At 67.7% G+C, this 16,267-nt stretch carries 14 protein-coding genes; 10 read left to right on the forward strand and 4 right to left on the reverse strand.

Translation table 11 applies throughout. The annotated features are described in order from the left end of the window. Nucleotides 1-3: 3 nt before the first annotated feature. Genes AC23D6_RS05590 through AC23D6_RS05600 form a run of 3 tightly spaced genes read left to right on the forward strand, consistent with a single transcriptional unit; the run spans nt 4 to nt 4,824 of the window. Nucleotides 4-1,323 (forward strand): hypothetical protein, encoded by a 1,320-nt coding sequence (locus AC23D6_RS05590; protein ID WP_487751796.1) that lies wholly within the window; start codon nt 4-6, stop codon nt 1,321-1,323. Further along, complete coding sequence (locus tag AC23D6_RS05595) at nt 1,320-2,024, forward strand: hypothetical protein (protein WP_487751797.1); 705 nt, start codon at nt 1,320-1,322, stop codon at nt 2,022-2,024. Before AC23D6_RS05590 ends, AC23D6_RS05595 begins: the two co-directional genes overlap by 4 nt. Next, nucleotides 2,017-4,824: an AAA family ATPase gene (locus AC23D6_RS05600; protein ID WP_487751798.1), complete on the forward strand. Its 2,808-nt coding sequence runs from the start codon at nt 2,017-2,019 to the stop codon at nt 4,822-4,824. Before AC23D6_RS05595 ends, AC23D6_RS05600 begins: the two co-directional genes overlap by 8 nt. Nucleotides 4,825-4,932: 108 nt before the next feature. On the opposite strand, the gene AC23D6_RS05605 is transcribed toward AC23D6_RS05600, so the two are convergent. Both AC23D6_RS05605 and AC23D6_RS05610 read right to left on the reverse strand, forming a co-directional pair. Continuing rightward, on the reverse strand, nt 4,933-5,949 hold the full coding sequence (locus AC23D6_RS05605; RefSeq protein ID WP_487751799.1) for a zinc-binding alcohol dehydrogenase family protein: 1,017 nt from the start codon (nt 5,947-5,949) through the stop codon (nt 4,933-4,935). A 78-nt stretch (nt 5,950-6,027) separates the two neighbouring features. Next, nucleotides 6,028-7,230 (reverse strand): MFS transporter, encoded by a 1,203-nt coding sequence (locus AC23D6_RS05610; RefSeq protein WP_487751800.1) that lies wholly within the window; start codon nt 7,228-7,230, stop codon nt 6,028-6,030. A gap of 98 nt (nt 7,231-7,328) precedes the next feature. On the opposite strand from AC23D6_RS05610, the gene AC23D6_RS05615 reads away from it, so the two are divergent. Continuing rightward, the gene (locus AC23D6_RS05615) at nt 7,329-8,249 is read left to right on the forward strand and encodes a LysR family transcriptional regulator (protein ID WP_487751801.1); all 921 of its coding nucleotides are present in this window, start codon (nt 7,329-7,331) and stop codon (nt 8,247-8,249) included. Here the strand turns inward: AC23D6_RS05615 and AC23D6_RS05620 are convergent, their stop codons facing one another. After that, nucleotides 8,250-8,993 carry a DODA-type extradiol aromatic ring-opening family dioxygenase gene (locus AC23D6_RS05620; RefSeq protein ID WP_487751802.1) on the reverse strand — a complete coding sequence of 248 codons (744 nt, stop codon included), beginning with the start codon at nt 8,991-8,993 and terminating at the stop codon, nt 8,250-8,252. It lies immediately after the preceding gene. Nucleotides 8,994-9,364: 371 nt separating this feature from the next. On the opposite strand from AC23D6_RS05620, the gene AC23D6_RS05625 reads away from it, so the two are divergent. The 4 genes from AC23D6_RS05625 (at nt 9,365) to AC23D6_RS05640 (ending at nt 12,376) form a co-directional block, all read left to right on the forward strand. After that, nucleotides 9,365-10,465: an OmpA family protein gene (locus AC23D6_RS05625; protein ID WP_487751803.1), complete on the forward strand. Its 1,101-nt coding sequence runs from the start codon at nt 9,365-9,367 to the stop codon at nt 10,463-10,465. A gap of 189 nt (nt 10,466-10,654) precedes the next feature. Continuing rightward, nucleotides 10,655-11,164, forward strand: coding sequence for a hypothetical protein (locus AC23D6_RS05630; protein ID WP_487751804.1), 510 nt, complete (start codon nt 10,655-10,657; stop codon nt 11,162-11,164). A gap of 45 nt (nt 11,165-11,209) precedes the next feature. Then, the gene (locus AC23D6_RS05635) at nt 11,210-12,007 is read left to right on the forward strand and encodes a pseudouridine synthase (protein ID WP_487751805.1); all 798 of its coding nucleotides are present in this window, start codon (nt 11,210-11,212) and stop codon (nt 12,005-12,007) included. 75 nt (nt 12,008-12,082) lie between these two features. Next, on the forward strand, nt 12,083-12,376 hold the full coding sequence (locus tag AC23D6_RS05640; protein WP_487752693.1) for a hypothetical protein: 294 nt from the start codon (nt 12,083-12,085) through the stop codon (nt 12,374-12,376). 22 nt (nt 12,377-12,398) lie between these two features. Here AC23D6_RS05640 and kbl read toward each other — a convergent pair whose 3' ends face one another. After that, nucleotides 12,399-13,598 (reverse strand): glycine C-acetyltransferase, encoded by a 1,200-nt coding sequence (kbl, locus tag AC23D6_RS05645; RefSeq protein ID WP_487751806.1) that lies wholly within the window; start codon nt 13,596-13,598, stop codon nt 12,399-12,401. A gap of 167 nt (nt 13,599-13,765) precedes the next feature. On the opposite strand from kbl, the gene AC23D6_RS05650 reads away from it, so the two are divergent. Both AC23D6_RS05650 and AC23D6_RS05655 read left to right on the forward strand, forming a co-directional pair. After that, nucleotides 13,766-15,232 (forward strand): OprO/OprP family phosphate-selective porin, encoded by a 1,467-nt coding sequence (locus AC23D6_RS05650; protein WP_487751807.1) that lies wholly within the window; start codon nt 13,766-13,768, stop codon nt 15,230-15,232. 16 nt (nt 15,233-15,248) lie between these two features. Next, nucleotides 15,249-16,265, forward strand: coding sequence for a sulfate ABC transporter substrate-binding protein (locus tag AC23D6_RS05655; RefSeq protein WP_487751808.1), 1,017 nt, complete (start codon nt 15,249-15,251; stop codon nt 16,263-16,265). Nucleotides 16,266-16,267: the final 2 nt, after the last annotated feature.

Raw genomic sequence — 16,267 nt, forward strand, 5'->3', positions numbered from 1 at the left:
TTCATGGATACCGCCTCACCGCCCCTGCACGACTACCTGCGCGCCGGCATCGCCGCCGCGGACCTGCCGGACCTCCATCCCCTGCTCAACGCCCGCGACCTGCTGCGGGCCTTCTCGACGCTGTTCCACGGCGGCGAGGAGAGCGTCATGGTGCGCCTGCTGGTCCTGCGCACCATCGGCGAGCGCGGACAGGCGCCGGACTGGTCGCCGCAGGAACTCCGCGAGCAGTTCGCCTACCTGGACCCCGTCAAGTTCGACACCGTGCTCGGCCGCCTGCGCGAGAACGGCCTGCTGCTGTGGGACGCCCCCAGCCAGCGCTATCGCATCAGCCCGGTCGGCCGCCAGGCGCTGGCGTCGATCGGCCTGTTGCTGCAGTTCAACCGGGAGGGCGATGAACTGGCCTACGTCACGACGCAGCTCGCCGCGGGCCAGGCGATGGGCCGCGTCGGTGCCGACGACCTGCAACACCTGCTGTCGCGGCTCAATGAATTGCGCGAGGACTTCGACCAGGCCGTGCTCAGCGGATCCGAGCACCGCATCCAGCGCGCCGCCGACACCCTGCAATCGGTCTGGCAGTGGGTGGAGAAGGGCACGGCGCTGATCCGCGATATCGCCGCTGATGGCGAACTCGACACCGCGACCCACCGCGTCGCCCAGCAGATCGGGCGCGCTCAGAGCGCGCTGCTGCGGCAGGCGTCGGTGTTCCAGCGCGCCCTCAACCAGCTCGACCGTCACCGCGTCCACCTCGGTGCGAGCGGTCTGTCGTCGTCCGACGTCAACCGCTACCTGCGCGCGACGGATGCCAGCGCGCTGGTGGCGCTGGCCGACGACGTGCTCGCGCGGCTGCCGCAACCGGCATTCGCGCTGGGGCCGATCGCACTGGACGTGGCCGAATACGAACTGGTGGAGCGCGAACGCGCGGCGCAGGACGATGCCTCGCTGCCGCCGGCGCAGGCTGCGCCCGTGGAGTCGCAGGCACCGGTGGTGCAGAACGACTACGGCCATGCCGAGCAGTGGTTCGATCAGTTGGCGGCGCTGGATGCCGAAGCGCCGCTGTCGGACTGGGTGCCGCAGGACGGGTTCGCGCTCAGCGCGTACCGCCTGTCGTTGCTCGGCCTGATCGGCGATGCCGGTGCCGAGAACCGCCATGGCGTGGCCGCGTCGCTGGCGCAGCTGCCGATGCAGTGGCATGTCGATGCCGAATTCGAACCCGTGCAGCGCGCCGGCGTGGCCTACATGAGCCGCGGCCGCCTGCTGCCGCAGACCTCCGAGGCGCAGGCCGAGCCGGCGCCCTCCCGCAAGAAGAAAGCCCGCACCGCATGAACGACCCCATCGCTTCCCTGATCGCCCGGCTGCTGGCCGAGCGCTGGCTGCCGCGCGAAGACCGCGCCGTGCGCCAGGTGCTTGTAGACGCCGACCTGCGCGACGACCTGGACCGCCGCCTGGCGGCCGCCGGGCTGCGGTTGCTTGAACATCCCTACGCGGCGCATGTCGCCGTCGGCATCGCGCGCGGCCAGGAGAGCGACGTCTTCGGCCACGGCGACGCGTGGGCCGCCAGCAACCTGTCCCTGGGCCGCGACGCCATCGCGTTGCTGGTGGTGCTGTGGGCGCTGCTGGTGCTGCCCAAGCGCCAGCGCCAGATCGCCCGCCAGGAAGGCGAGCGCCAGCACGAGCAGGAACAGATGTTCGCCGAACTGAAGCCGGTGCCGGTCGGCGGCGACATGGTCGAGCCGCTCAACGAGCGCACGCTGCTCGCGGATTTCGCCGACCGCCTGGGTGGCAAGGGCCGCCTGCAGATGAGCCTGGGCACCTTGCAGCGGCACGGCTTCATCGTGCGCCGTCGCGAGCGCATTCACGAAGGTCCGCTGCTGGACCTGGCGTTCGACTACGAGCGCATCGCCAGCCGCGTGATGGACGGCGCCCTCGCGCACGTGATCGAGGAAGCGCGCGCCTCGCAGGCGAATGCGCCCGCGCCGGTGGACGAAAGCATGGATGAAATGAACGAGGACCAAGCCGATGTTTGAATTCCGCAGCCTGGAAGTCGTCCATTGGGACTACTGGCAGCGCTACACGCTGCCGCTGGACGCCTCGATCATCACCGTCGTGGGGCCGAACGGCTCCGGCAAGACCACGCTGCTCGATGCCTTGCGTACGTTGCTGGCCATCGACGACCGCGACATGGCGCGCGACTACAAGACCTACCTGCGCCACAACGGCAAACCGTACGCCTGGTTGCGCGCGGTGGTCAGCAATCCGGTCGACCGCCGCGGCAAGCGTGCGTTCTTCCCGCACATGGACGAGCAGGTGACCATCGCCTGCCGCATCCGCAAGCGGGGCGGCGACTGGTCGCGGGACTACCAGATCGTCGCCGGCGATGTGCCGGTGGAAACCCTGGAACAGGGCGGCGATTGGTTGGGCGTGCGCGACTACCGTGTGCGCCTGGCGGGTGCCGGCTTGAGCCGCGCGATCTGCCGCGTGCTGACGCTGGAGCAGGGCGCCACCGACAAGCTGTGCCAGCTGTCGCCGCGCGAGCTGCTGCAACTGGTCTTCGACGTGTTCGAAGACAAGGCGGTGCTCGACGACTATCAGCGCGCCCGCAACGAGCAGTTTGACGTGGAGAAGGAGATCGCCCAGCTCCAGCAGGGCTTGGCCGAGCTGCACGTCAGGCTGGAATCGTCGCGCGCCGACGTGCGCTCGTTCGAGGATGGCCTGTCGTTGCGCTCGCAGCGCAACCGGCTGCAGACCGAGATCGCGCCGAAGGTGGAACTGGCCGACCAGCGCGCCGCCATCGAGGGTGCGCGCCCGCGCCTGACCGGCCTGCGCCGCGCCTTGCGGGAACGCCAGCGCGCGCACGCTAACCTGTTGGCGCAGGAAGTGGCTGCGCAAGTGCAGCGCGATCGCGCCGGATCCGATCTGGCCGACACGCGGGCCCGGCTCAGGCAGGCGGAAGCGGTGTTCACCCAAGCGCGCGACCGCGCGCGCGACGCCGAGTCGTTGGTGCGTCGCCACGACGAACTAGCCAGGCTGCAGGCCGAACGCGGCGGCGCCGATGTCAATGCCCTGAGCCGCGAACTGGAAGATGGTCGACGCCGCCAGGCCGAACTGAAACTGGAGGCCGAACGCGATCGCCAGCGCAGCGGCGAGATCGCCGCGCAGGTGGCGGCCATCAGCGGCGGTGGCCGGGTGGTCGAGCCGTTCGAGCGCGACTTCCGCGCCGCGCTGGATCGTCAGGGCATCGCCCACCGCGTGCTGACCGAGCTGGTCGACGTCGTCGATCCCGAGTGGGCGACGGCGGTCGAAGCCGTGCTCGCGCCCTACCGGCACCTGGTACTGCTTGAGCACCCCAAAGACGCGCGCGAGGCCTGGCGCCTCGGCGAACAGCTGCAATACCGGCACTTCGTCGTCGCCGACCGCACGCCGGTGGAGAAGGCGACGAAGGGCTCGCTGCTGGAGGTGATCCGTTTCTCCGACGATCCACCCGCGTGGCTGCCGCGGCATCTCGATCGCCTGCAGCGCGTGGCCGATGTCGAAGCGGGCCATCGATTGCCGAAGGGGCAGGACTGGATCACCGCCAAGGGTTATCTGCGCGAGCAGCGTGGTGGTCGCCACATCGGGGGCGGTGCGCATCATTTTGGTGCCGGTGCGCGCCAGGCGAACCTTGCATCGCTGCGCTCGGAGCAGGCGATGCTGCAGGATCGCGCGCAGGTGCGCGAGGATGCACTGGCGTCGCTGCGTCGCCAACTCGACACCGCCCAGTCGCGCCTGCTCGGCCTCGATGCCGGGCAGGAACTGGTGACGCGCGCGGCCGAGTTCGCCGACGCCGCCGAGCGGATACCTGCACTGGCGGAGGCGGCCGCCGAGGCCGGCGCCGCACTGGCGGAGGCGCGCCAGCAACTCGACGCACTCGAAGCACAAGACAAGGCCGAGGGCATTGCAGCGGCCAGCCGCGCCGGCGAGATCAAGGCACTCGCCAGCGAGCTGCACGAGCGTGGCCAACAGATCGGCCAGGAGCGTCTCGCGCTCGCGCAACGGATCCTCGACTTCCGCAAGCGCCGTGCACAGATGCCGGTGGCGTGGCGCAGCGCAGCGGCGCTGCGTGCGGCGCGGGAGGAGTACGAGAGCGCCAGTGCGGTGCGGCGTGAACTCGAACGCATCGACGAGCGCATCGCGCGCGGCGGTTATGTCGAGGACGAGGGGTGCGTCGCGTTGCGGGACAAGTTCGCGGCGGACCACGCCGGGCTGGAGGCGGCCATTGGCAAGCGCGAAGCCCACCTGCACCGTGCGCGCCGTCTGACCGAAGAAGCGCGCGGCGCCTACATCAATGTGTTGCGCGCAACGGTGCGCCGCTACAAGCGCAACCTGGCCTCGCTGGGAGAACTGGCAGGCATCGGCGTGGATGCGGAACTGCCCGAGCTGGTGAACGAGGATACGGCGCTGGCCCAGGCCGGCCTGACCGTGCGCTTCGATTTCGACCGCAAGGGCTGGATCGGCCTGGACGACGGCGAAGCGTCCGGTGGCCAGCAGGTAATGAAGTCGCTGCTGCTGCTGGTGGCGCTGCTGCGCGATGAGGAACAGCCGGGCGGCTTCGTCTTTATCGACGAACCGTTCGCGCACCTGGATGTGGCCAATATCGAGAAGGTCGGCCGTTTCCTGCGCTCGACCGATGCGCAGTACATCCTGACCACGCCGATCACGCACAACGTCAACGTGTTCGAGCCGTCCGACCTGGTGCTCGCGACCAGCAAGCGACGCGCCGCGAGCGCCTGGGCGGAGCCGGTGGCGGTGTTGAAGCGCGACCGCAGCGGAGACGCCGCGGCCGCGTGATCCCGGGTGATGCTGTGGGAGCGACATGAGTCGCGATGGACCCTCAGGAGATGCACGCATCTCCGTTGTCCAGTCGCGACTCATGTCGCTCCCACAGTCAATCCTCGTTTACCAGCCGGCGAGCACCAGCTTGCCGATGGTCGTGCCCGACTCCAGCCGGCGATGCGCTTCGCGCAGGTTGGCGGCGTTGATCGGCGACAGCGTGTCGGTCAACGTGCCGCGCAGTGCGCCGGCGTCGATCAGGTCGGCCACGCGATCCAGCAGCGCGCCCTGTTCGCCCATGTCGGCAGTGCGGAAACGCGGCCGCGCGAACATCATCTCCCAATGGATGCCGATGCTCTTGGCCTTGTACGGGTCGCCGATGCGGAGCTCGCCCTTGGGTTCCACGATCAGTCCGACATGGCCGAGAGGCGCCAGCAGTTCGCCCAGCTCGGTCCAGTAACGGTCGGTGTCGGCCAGGTTCAGTGCCGCATCGATCGTGTCGAAGCCGAGGGCCTTCAGCTGCGGGCCAAGCGGCTGGCGGTGGTTGATCACGTGGTCGGCGCCCAGCGCCTTGCACCAGTCGATCGTGTCCTGGCGCGATGCCGTCGCGATGACGCTGAAGCCGGCGCGCTTCGCCAACTGGATGGCGATGGAACCTACGCCGCCCGCGCCGGCGATCACCAGCAGCGACTTGCCGGCGCCGCCGTCGTTCGGTGCGTACGGCATGCGGTCGAACAACAACTCCCACGCGGTGATCGTGGTCAGCGGCAATGCCGCGGCCTGCGCGAAATCCAGTGACGCGGGTTTGCGGCCAACGATGCGCTCGTCGACCAGCTGGAACTGGGCGTTGCTGCCGGGGCGGGTGATGTCGCCGGCGTAGTAGACGGTGTCGCCGGGCTTGAAGCGCGTCACCGCGTCGCCGACGGCTTCGACCACGCCCGCAGCGTCGTAGCCCAGCACTTTCGGCTGCGCTTCGACCTGCGGCTTGGGGGAGCGCACTTTCGTGTCGACCGGGTTTACCGACACCGCTTCCACGCGCACGAGGAGGTCATGGCCGGTGGCGGTGGGGGTCTCGAGTTCGACGTCCAGCAGCGATTGCGGATCGTCGATGGGCAGGTAACGGGTCAGGGCGACAGCTTTCATGGAGGATCCTCGTGGTGAGTCAGGGCGCGCGCCGGGATGCGACGCGCGAAACGATGGGACGATGCGACGAAGGGAGCGTCACGCGCAATCGGCGGCAAGCGCGAAGCGCTGGCGGCGCTCCAGCGTGAGCGACCACAGGGCGACGGCAAAGGCGGAGGCCGGAACCAAGGCAGCGACCCAAGGCAAGGCCGACAGGCCCAGCCCCTGCGAGATCACCACGCCGCCCAGCCATGCACCGAGCGCGTTGCCGAGGTTGAAGGCACCGATATTGAGGCTGGACGCCAGGCTCTGCGCGTCGCTCGCTTTCTGTAGCACCCACAACTGCAGCGGCGAAACGGTCGCGAAGGCGGCGGCGCCGAGCAGGCCGGTGAAGAGGATCATCGCCCAGCGGCTGTACAGCGCGAAGCTCATCACGCCCATCACCAGCGCCAGCAACGCCAACGTGCCGAGCAGAGCCGTTGCCAACCGGCGATCGGCGAAGCGTCCGCCCAGCAGGTTGCCGACGATCATGCCCACGCCGAACACGAGCAGGATCGGCGAAACGGCCGCATCGGCGAAGCCGGTCACCTGCGTCAGCAGGGGTTGGATGTAGGTATACACGGTGAACATGCCGCCGAAGCCCAGCACCGTCATCAGCAGGCCCAGCAACACCTGCGGACGGGTGACCACGCGCAGCTCCTCGCGGAACGGCAGCGGCGTCGGCGCACTTCGATCGGCCGGCACCAGCGTGGCGATGATGACGGTGGCGAACACGCCGATCGCGGTCACCGCCCAGAACGTCGCGCGCCAGCCGTACTCCAGGCCCAGCCAGGCACCCGCAGGCACGCCGAGCAGCGTGGCCACGGTCAGGCCGGTGAACATGATGGAGATCGCAGATGCCTTGCGCTCTTCGCTGACCAGACCGGTCGCCACGACCGCGCCCACGCCGAAGAACGTACCGTGCGCCAGCGAGGTGACCACGCGCGCCACCATCAGCAGTTCATAGCTGGGTGCCAGCGCACAGGCCAGGTTGCCGAGCGTGAACACGACCATCAGCGCGACCAGCACCGCCTTGCGCGGCATCCGGTTGGTGGCAGCCGTCAGCAGCGGGGCGCCGACGAACACGCCCAGCGCGTAGCCGGAGATCAGCAGGCCGGCGGCGGCGATGGACACATGAAGGTCGGCGGCGACCTGCATCAGCAGACCCATGATGACGAACTCGGTGGTGCCGATGCCGAACGCGCCGGCCGTCAGTGCGTACAGGCCCAGCGGCAGCCGCGAAGAGGAGGGGGCGGGGGTCATGGAGGTAGCGGGAAGGGAAACAAGGCGCGCAGCTTGCGCCTTCCCTTCACGATGAGAAACGGTGAATATGTCGAATCACTATCAATGGATTGTTGATAATGGACCGTGTCGGCGACCTCGCCCTGTTCCTGCGTGTGCTCGACCTCGGGTCGATCACGGCGGCGGCCCACAGCCTCGACCTGTCGGTCGCGGTGGCGAGCCAGCGTCTGAAACGGCTGGAGAAGGAGTTGGGGGTGCGCCTGCTGCACCGGACCACGCGCCGTCTGCACCCGACGCCGGAAGGTGCCGCGCTGGCCGAGCAGGGCCGGGTGCTGGTGGAGGAACTCGAAACGCTGGGCACGGGCCTGCGCGAAGCCGCGCGCGAAGTCGCCGGTACGTTGCGGGTGACCACGTCCGCCTCATTCGGACGCCAGTACGTTTCGCCGCTGCTGCCGGCCTTCCTCGCGCGCCATCCGAAGCTGAGGCTCAGTATCCACCTCAGCGACAACGTGGTGGACCTGGTCAGCGAAGGCTTCGACCTGGCCATCCGGATCGGCGCACTCGATGACTCACGCCTGGTCGCGCGGCGGATCGCGCCTAACCGGCGCGTGCTGTGCGCCTCGCCCGACTATTTGCGTCGGCGCGGCCGTCCACGTGTACCGGAGGACTTGGCCCAGCATGACTGCTTGCTGCTGTTCGGCAGCGGCGGCCGCCAGGACGTGTGGCGGCTGGGTTCGCCGACAGGCGGCGAGGTGGCGGTGCGCGTGCAGGGCCGCTTCGAAAGCAACTTTGGCGAAGTCCTGCGCGATGCCTCGCTGGCGGGCGAGGGCATCGTCATTCACTCGCTGTGGCACGTCGCCGATGACCTGCGTGCCGGTCGGTTGCAGGTGGTGTTGCCGGACTATCCGCTGGCCACGACCGCGATCAGCGCGGTGATGCCGCAACGCCGGCTGGTACCGCCGCGTGTTCGGGCCTTCACCGACTTCCTGATCGCGCAGTTTGGCGACAACCCGCCTTGGGAGCGTGGCCTGCAGGCCTGATCAGGCGGGTTCGAAGGCGAACGCATCCAAGGCCAGTCCGCCCATTTCGACGTCGTGGTGGAGCAGCCTGCCTCGGGCATTTTCGCCGCCGGCACCGAGGGCGACGTACAGCGGGAACAGGTGCTCGGTGGTCGGGTGGTTGCGGTGGGCGTCGGGCAGTCCGGTCCAGTCCAGTGCACCGGCGATGTCGCCAGCCAGCAGCCGCTCGCGCAGGGCATCGGTGAACGCCGCCACCCAGTCGTACGGCGCCGCCTTGGCATGTTGCCAGTCCAAAGCGCGCAGGTTATGCGAAAACCCGCCGGATCCCACCACCAGCACGCCTTCCGCGCGCAGCGGCGCCAAGGCCTGTCCCAGCCGGTAATGCCATTCGGCTGTCTGTGCCGGGTTCACCGACAGCGCGATCACGGGGATGTCGGCGTCGGGATACATCCGCCGCAGCGGCACCCAGACACCATGGTCCAGTCCATGCGCCGCATCGACCTGGGCCGGAAAGCCGGCGTTCTGGAGTTGCGCGGCGACTTGCTCCGCCAGCGCCGGGGCCCCCGCGGCGGGGTACTCGATGCGGTAGAGCGCCTCGGGGAAACCGCCGAAGTCGTGGATCGTGCGGGGCGAGGGCGTCGCCGTGACGGTCGGGCGCGCATGGATGAAGTGGGCTGATGCCACGACGATGGCGCGCGGGCGGTGCATTCGTTCGCCAAGGTGGTCCAGGAAACGGCCGGTGGGGGAATCCTCGAGCGCCATCATCGGCGAGCCGTGAGAAAGGAAGAGGCTCGGAAGCGAAGCGGGAAGTGGCGTATCCATCTACCCAGCATCGTGCCTACGGGCGGTCCTACCAAGGCGCGTGCACGCATCAGTGTGTTGCCGGGAAAGTGACTTGAGGAGCTTCGACAAAGGACTGCCTGGTCCCCTTCGGCCGCGATCCGTGCCAGTTCGCGGGAAGAGTGTTAACCTTGCCCAACTTGTTATGGTACCGTTAACACAGTCTTCACGTACCCACGCATAATCTGTTCAGCAAGGCGACGGGAGTCTGTCGCCTCGAATAACAAAAAGAATCGCCGGAACCACGAAGCAACGTTTTTGGTTTTCTACAACTGAACCTTTCCAAGGAGCTGCAAATGAACAAGAAGATTCTCTGCGCCGCGCTGCTGGGCGGCCTGAGCCTCGCGAACACTGCGATGGCGCAGGAATTCGATGACCGTTGGTACCTGACGGGTTCGGCCGGCTGGAACCAGCAGGACAACGATCGTCGTACCGAAGACACCCAGTTCCTGACCCTGGGCCTGGGCAAGTTCATCAGCCCGAACTGGTCGCTCGATGGCGAACTGAACTATCAGAATCCGAACTTCTCCTTCAACGAAGACCTGAATTGGAGCCAGTACGGCCTGTCGCTGGATCTGCGTCGCCACTTCATCAAGGAAGGTCGCGGCTGGAACCCGTACATCGTGACGGGTCTGGGCGTGCAGCGTTCAGAAGAAGAGTACGTGATCAACAGCCCGAACTCGCCGGCCCAGCGCCGTGACAACAACCTGGCCGCGAAGCTGGGCCTGGGTCTGCAGACCACGTTCGACAAGCGCGTCGCCGTGCGTGCCGAAGTGGCCTACCGCGCTGATTTCGACGACCAGAGCTACACCGCCGAAGGCGGCATCCACCAGCAGGAAGAGAGCTGGTTCGGCGACGTGCTGGCTTCGGTCGGCGTCGTGATCCCGCTGGGTCCGAAGGCGGAAGCCGCCCCGGCTCCGGCTCCGGCTCCGACCACCACCTGCGCGGACCTGGATGACGACGGCGACGGCGTCAACAACTGCGACGACAAGTGCCCCGGTTCGCAGGCTGGCCAGACCATCGGTCCGGACGGCTGCCCGGTGCAGGTGTCGATCGACCTGAAGGGCGTGAACTTCGACTTCGACAAGTCGACGCTGCGTCCGGATGCGATCGCGATCCTCAGCGAAGCCGCCGAGATCCTGAAGCGCTACCCCGACCTGCGCGTCGAAGTGGCCGGCCACACCGACCTGTGCGGTGCGGACGCCTACAACCAGTCGCTGTCGCAGCGTCGTTCGCAGACCGTGTACGACTACCTGACCAGCAACGGCGTCAACGCTTCGCGTCTGGTGGGCCCGGTGGGTTACGGCGAGAGCCGTCCGCTGGAGCCGACCGCGCAGACCCTGCCGGGCTGCAAGAGCGAGCGCAACCGTCGTACGGAACTGAACGTCCAGAACTGATCGGACGCTCTTCCCGCAGTACCGAAGCCCGGCTTTGTGCCGGGCTTCTTTTTTCCGGCGCCGTTCGCGCACCTTGCGTGATCGAGCGCCGCGTTTTTGCATCGGTGCACGCGCTGCCCCGCATTTTCTTGCCATGCCCGGACGCGCTGCCTAAACTCCCGGCACGTTGAGAAATCCAGGAGTTGCCCGATGCGCCGCCACGTTCTTGCCAGCCTGCTGTGCATCGCCGCCATTCCTGCCGCCTACGCCGCCCCGGATTGCGCAAGCGGCCTGGTGCCGGCGCCGCTGAAGTCCCCGGCCACCGTGATCGCGCCGGTCGCGCCGGAATTCACCGCTACCGCGACGCAGCTCGGCGCACCGTCGGGCGTGTTGGCTTCGCATGTGTTCGATGAAGCGCAGTCGGTCGACCGCGTCCTGTTGCGCCTGCGCATCGAAGGGTGCCGCAACGTCGCCAAGGCGCTACCTGCGCCGACCGGCGCACCGGCCGCTGCCGTTGCCAATAGCCCGGCCGCCTACCAGCCGAAGACCGCGCACGACAACACGCCGTGGCGCTTCGACATGAGCCAGAACGGCAAGCGCATGACGGCCGACGAGTTCGATGCCTGGATGAAGTCCCGCGGCGTGCGCGTCGTGAAGGCGCCGGGCACCCCAGCGGCCGCGCCCGCACCGGCGCCGGCCGAACCGGCGAAGAAGAACTGATTCCCGACGGCCGGTATCCCGGCCGTTTCTTTCTGCATCCACGCAATGCCTGCACCGCGACCGCCTCGTGACCTTCGAGGGCGCGCTCGTTCGCGCCCTCGCGCCGATGCGACGCCCGTCGTGCGCCATGGCCTGGCGCGCGTGCTGTCCAAGCAGGGTGTGTGCTCGCGCAGCGAAGCCGCGCGCTGGATCGAAGAAGGGCGCGTGTCCGTGGATGGGCGTATCGTCCGCGATCCTGAGTTCCCCATCGTCGCCGGCCGCCATGTGGTGCGGGTCGATGGCCAGGCGCCTGCCACAACGCCACGTCATTACCTGATGCTCAACAAGCCGCGCGGCCTGGTCACGACCACCCGCGACGAGCAGGGGCGCGACACGGTCTACCGTTGCCTGGAAGGCACGGGCCTGCCGTGGATCGCGCCGGTCGGCCGCCTGGACAAGGCCAGCGAAGGACTCTTGTTGTTCACCAACGATCCGGAGTGGGCCGCGCGCATCACCGATCCGACGCATGGCCCCGACAAGACCTACCACGTGCAAGTCGATCGCGTGCCGGATGAGGCATTGCTCGAGGCGTTGCAGGCGGGCGTGGACGTGGAAGGCCAGCATCTGTCGGCGCGCCATGCGCGGTTGCTGCGTTCGGGCGAACGCAACGCGTGGCTGGAGATCGTCCTGGACGAAGGACGCAACCGGCAGATCCGCCGGTTGCTCGAGGCTTTCGACATCCGCGTGCTGCGGCTGGTGCGGGTGGCGATCGGGGGCATCGAACTGGGTACGCTCGCCAAGGGCGCTTGGCGCCTGCTCGACGCGCAGGAACGCGACGCGCTCGCGCCGACGGGCGGACGCTGATTGCGCGACCAACGTCCGGGTTCCGCGCGTGGCGCCTGCCTACACTCGCTGGCGACAGACCAATGGGGAAAAGTCATGTTGAACCTGATCGCGCGCCCGTCGGCGCGTTGTGTACTGCTGCTTGCCTTCGGCCTGCTGGCGGGGTGCGCCAGCCATGCGCCGGGCACCGGCGGCAAGAGCGCGCCCAAGGAAGATGTCGTGACCGTCACAGCGGGGCCGCATGGCCATCGCTTCGACATGCAGCAGAACGGCCGCAGCATGACGGCCGAAGAGTTCGATGCCTGGATGAAGGCGCGCGGCATCCGCGTCGCCAAGGGTGCGCCGGCCAAGCCGAAGAGTTCGACCAGCTCGACCAAGCGCGCGCGTTGAGCGCTTGAGGACGGGGTGACGGTTATGCCGGCACCACGCCCAGTTCGCGACCGATCCGGATGAAGGCGTCGATGGCGCGGTTCAGGTGCTCGCGCGTATGCGCCGCGCTCATCTGCGTGCGGATGCGCGCCTGACCCTTGGGCACCACCGGGAAGAAGAAGCCGATCGCGTAGATGCCCTCTTCCAGCAAACGCTCGGCGAAGCGCTGCGCGAGCGGCGCGTCGTACAGCATCACCGGACTGATCGGGTGCACCCCCGGCTTGATCTCGAAACCCGCCGCCGTCATGCGCTCGCGGAAGTACGCCGTGTTTTCGCGCAGTCGCTCGCGCAGCTCGCCGGCCGAGGACAGCATCTCGAATGCCTTGATGCCCGCGGCCACGACATGCGGCGGCAACGAGTTCGAGAACAGGTAGGGGCGCGAGCGCTGGCGCAGCAGTTCGATGACTTCGCGCCGCGCCGTGGTGAAGCCGCCGAGCGCCCCGCCCATCGCCTTGCCCAGCGTGCCGGTGAAGATGTCGATCTTGTCCAGCACGCCCTTCACTTCGGCCGAACCGCGGCCGGTCGCACCCAGGAAGCCGGTGGCATGGCATTCGTCGATATGGACCAGGGCGCCGTACTTCTTCGCCAGCGCGGTGATCTCGTCCAGCGGCGCGATGAAGCCGTCCATAGAAAACACGCCGTCGGTGGTGATCAGCTTGGTCCTGCAGCCGGCGGCGTCCGCGGCCTGCAGCTGGGCTTCGAGGTCGGCCATGTCGCAGTTGGCGTAACGGAAGCGCTTGGCCTTGCACAGGCGCACGCCGTCGATGATCGAAGCGTGGTTCAGCGCATCGGAGATGATGGCGTCTTCTTCGCCCAGCAGCGGCTCGAACAGACCGCCATTCGCATCGAAGCAGGCCGCGTAGAGGATGGTGTCCTCGGTGCCGAAGAAGTCGGCGATCGTCTTCTCCAACTGCTTGTGCAGGTCTTGCGTGCCGCAGATGAATCGCACGGATGCCATGCCGAATCCGTGCGTATCCAGCGCGTCCTTCGCCGCCTGGATGATGTCCGGGTGGTCGGCCAGGCCCAGGTAGTTGTTGGCGCAGAAGTTCAACACCGTGCGGCCGTCTTCCAGGGTGATCTCGGCCGACTGCGGGCCGGTGATGATGCGTTCGGACTTGAACAGGCCCTGGGCGCGGATCTCGTCCAGGGTGGCGGCGTAGTGGGCGGTCAGCGGATGGGACATGAGGGCGGGTATCCGGGAAAGCGGCCATTCTACCCGTCCACTCCGACCGTCCCCGCCGTTATGCAGCGCGGGAATAAGCGTCCGCCGTTTCCTTATTTCCCTGCCTGCATGTGCGCCCGCAGCATCGCCTCTCCGGCCCACAGCGGCCATTTCGGGGACATGCGGTCATGCGGATACCTCCAAGGCTCGGCAAGCGGAAGGGCAAGGGCGTCGCCATCCTGGGCGCGCTGGCCTGTTCGCTGGCCATGCCGGCTTCCGCCCAGAGCCAGCCGACAGTACAGGAGCTGCTGAAACGCCTGGAGGCGCTGGAGCAGCGCGTCGGCGATGCGCCCGCGCCGGTAACGGCCGAGGGCGAAACCGGGCCGGCCACGTTGGGGGATCTGGACCAGCGCTTGCGCATCCTGGAGCGCCGCCTTGAATTGCAGCAGGAAGAAGCGGCGGCCAAGGCCAAGGAGGCGCCGGTGGTCGCGGTGAACGACAAGGGGGCGTCGCTGAAGTCCGCCAACGGGGATTTCGAGTTCAAGTTGCGGGGACTGGTACAGGGCGACGCGCGTTTCTTCTTCGATGACGATGCGGTGCCCCAGAACGATACGTTCCTGTTCCGCCGCATCCGCCCGACGATCGAAGGCTCGCTGGGCAAGCTGGTCGCGTTCCGGCTGACGCCCGAGTTCGCCGGCGACAGCGCCACCATCGTCGATGCCTATGTCGACGTGAAGCTCGACCCCGCCTTCACGCTGCGCGCAGGCAAGGTGAAGGGGCCGATCGGGCTGGAGCGGTTGCAGTCCGGAGGCGCGATCGCCCTGATCGAGCGCAGCTTCCCGACCGAACTGGCGCCCAACCGCGACCTCGGTGTCCAGGCGCAGGGCGAATTCGCCGAAGGGCGCGTCAGCTACGTGGCGGGCGTCTACAACGGTGCGCCGGATGGCCGCGACGCGGCCACGACCAATCCGGACGACGAGTTCGAATACGCCGGCCGGATTTTCTTCGAGCCCTTCAAGAACACCAGCAGTTCGTGGTCGGGGCTCGGTTTCGGCATCGCCGGCAGCATCGGCGACAAGCAGAGCACGGGCAATAACTTCCTGCCGCGCTACCGCACGCAGGGGCAGGCGCAGTTCTTCAACTACCGCACGGCGGTTGCCGCCGAAGGCGAACACAGCCGGATCTCGCCGCAGGGCTACCTCTATCGAGGACGTTTCGGCCTGCTGGCCGAATACATCGCGTCCAAGCAGGAACTGTTGGTCACCAGCGGCGCGGCAGCAGGCACGCGCGCCGATCTGGAGAACACCGCCTGGCAGGCGACCGCCAGTTGGGTGCTGACCGGCGAAGACGCCAGCTATCGCGGCGTGGTCAAGCCGTCCGCACCGTTCAGCCCCGGCGGCGGCTGGGGTGCATTCGAGCTGGTCGGGCGGTATGGTGAACTGGAGATCGACGACGGCGCCTTTCCGCTGTTCGCTGATCCGGCCGTATCGGCGCGGCGCGCCAAAGCCTGGACGCTGGGCGTCAACTGGTACCTCACCAGCAACCTGAAGCTGGTCGTCAATTATCTGGATACGCAGTTCGAGGGCGGGGCCGCCGCGGGCGCGGACCGCGAAGACGAAAAAGCCGTGTTCTCGCGACTCCAGGTCGCCTTCTGATTCCCGGAGACAAGCCATGAAGATTTCCCTCCGCCGTCATCTCCGCAACGCCCTGCTGGCCTTCGGCCTGACCGCCGCCGCCGCCGCTGGCGCCAAGGACGTCAAGCTGCTGAACGTGTCGTACGATCCGACACGCGAGTTCTACCGCGAGTTCAACACCGCCTTCGCCGCGGACTGGCAGAAGACCAAAGGGCAGAAAGTCAGCATCGAAACCTCGCACGGCGGTTCCGGCAAGCAGGCCCGCTCGGTCATCGACGGTCTCGAGGCCGATGTGGTGACCTTGGCGCTGGCCTACGACGTCGACTCGATTTCCCAGCGCGCCAAGCTGTTCCCGGCGAACTGGCAGTCGCGCCTGCCCGAAAACAGCGCGCCTTATACCTCCACCATCGTGTTCCTGGTGCGCAAGGGCAATCCGAAGAAGATCCGCGACTGGCACGATCTGGTGAAGCCGGGCATCTCGGTCATCACGCCGAACCCGAAGACCTCGGGTGGCGCGCGCTGGAACTACCTTGCCGCGTGGGCGTATGGCCTGAAGATCTTCAAGGGCGATGAAGCCAAGACACGCAACTTCGTGCGGGCCCTGTTCCGCAACGTGCCGGTGCTAGACACGGGCGCGCGCGGTTCCACGACGACCTTCGTCCAGCGCGGCATCGGCGATGTGCTGCTGGCGTGGGAGAACGAAGCCTTCCTGTCGATCGAGGAACTGGGGCCGGACAAGTTCGATATCGTGGTGCCGTCGCTCTCGATCCTGGCCGAGCCGCCGGTCACGCTGGTGGACCGCAACGTCGACAAGCATGGCACCCGTGACGTCGCGCAGGCCTACCTGAAGTACTTGTACTCGCCGACCGGGCAGCGGCTCGCGGCCAAGCACTACTACAGGCCGCGCTATCCGCAGTACGCCGCGCCGGAGGATGTCGCGCGCTTCCCGAAGCTGGAACTGGTGACGATCGACGGTGTCTTCGGTTCCTGGGCCAAGGCGCAGGCCACGCATTTCGCCGACGGTGGCGTGTTCGACCAGATCCAGGCGAAGTAAGC

The sequence above is a fragment of the Pseudoxanthomonas sp. G3 genome (assembly GCF_057654715.1).

Coding starts and splice junctions, on each gene's coding strand:
- AC23D6_RS05600 (WP_487751798.1), top strand. CDS start 2,017: ATGTTTGAATTCCGCAGCCTGGAAGTCGTCCATTGGGACTACTGGCAG.
- AC23D6_RS05625 (WP_487751803.1), top strand. CDS start 9,365: ATGAACAAGAAGATTCTCTGCGCCGCGCTGCTGGGCGGCCTGAGCCTC.
- AC23D6_RS05590 (WP_487751796.1), top strand. CDS start 4: ATGGATACCGCCTCACCGCCCCTGCACGACTACCTGCGCGCCGGCATC.
- AC23D6_RS05640 (WP_487752693.1), top strand. CDS start 12,083: ATGTTGAACCTGATCGCGCGCCCGTCGGCGCGTTGTGTACTGCTGCTT.
- AC23D6_RS05635 (WP_487751805.1), top strand. CDS start 11,210: ATGCCTGCACCGCGACCGCCTCGTGACCTTCGAGGGCGCGCTCGTTCG.
- AC23D6_RS05605 (WP_487751799.1), bottom strand. CDS start 5,949: ATGAAAGCTGTCGCCCTGACCCGTTACCTGCCCATCGACGATCCGCAA.
- AC23D6_RS05630 (WP_487751804.1), top strand. CDS start 10,655: ATGCGCCGCCACGTTCTTGCCAGCCTGCTGTGCATCGCCGCCATTCCT.
- AC23D6_RS05650 (WP_487751807.1), top strand. CDS start 13,766: ATGCGGATACCTCCAAGGCTCGGCAAGCGGAAGGGCAAGGGCGTCGCC.
- AC23D6_RS05615 (WP_487751801.1), top strand. CDS start 7,329: ATGGACCGTGTCGGCGACCTCGCCCTGTTCCTGCGTGTGCTCGACCTC.
- AC23D6_RS05655 (WP_487751808.1), top strand. CDS start 15,249: ATGAAGATTTCCCTCCGCCGTCATCTCCGCAACGCCCTGCTGGCCTTC.
- kbl (WP_487751806.1), bottom strand. CDS start 13,598: ATGTCCCATCCGCTGACCGCCCACTACGCCGCCACCCTGGACGAGATC.
- AC23D6_RS05620 (WP_487751802.1), bottom strand. CDS start 8,993: ATGATGGCGCTCGAGGATTCCCCCACCGGCCGTTTCCTGGACCACCTT.
- AC23D6_RS05595 (WP_487751797.1), top strand. CDS start 1,320: ATGAACGACCCCATCGCTTCCCTGATCGCCCGGCTGCTGGCCGAGCGC.
- AC23D6_RS05610 (WP_487751800.1), bottom strand. CDS start 7,230: ATGACCCCCGCCCCCTCCTCTTCGCGGCTGCCGCTGGGCCTGTACGCA.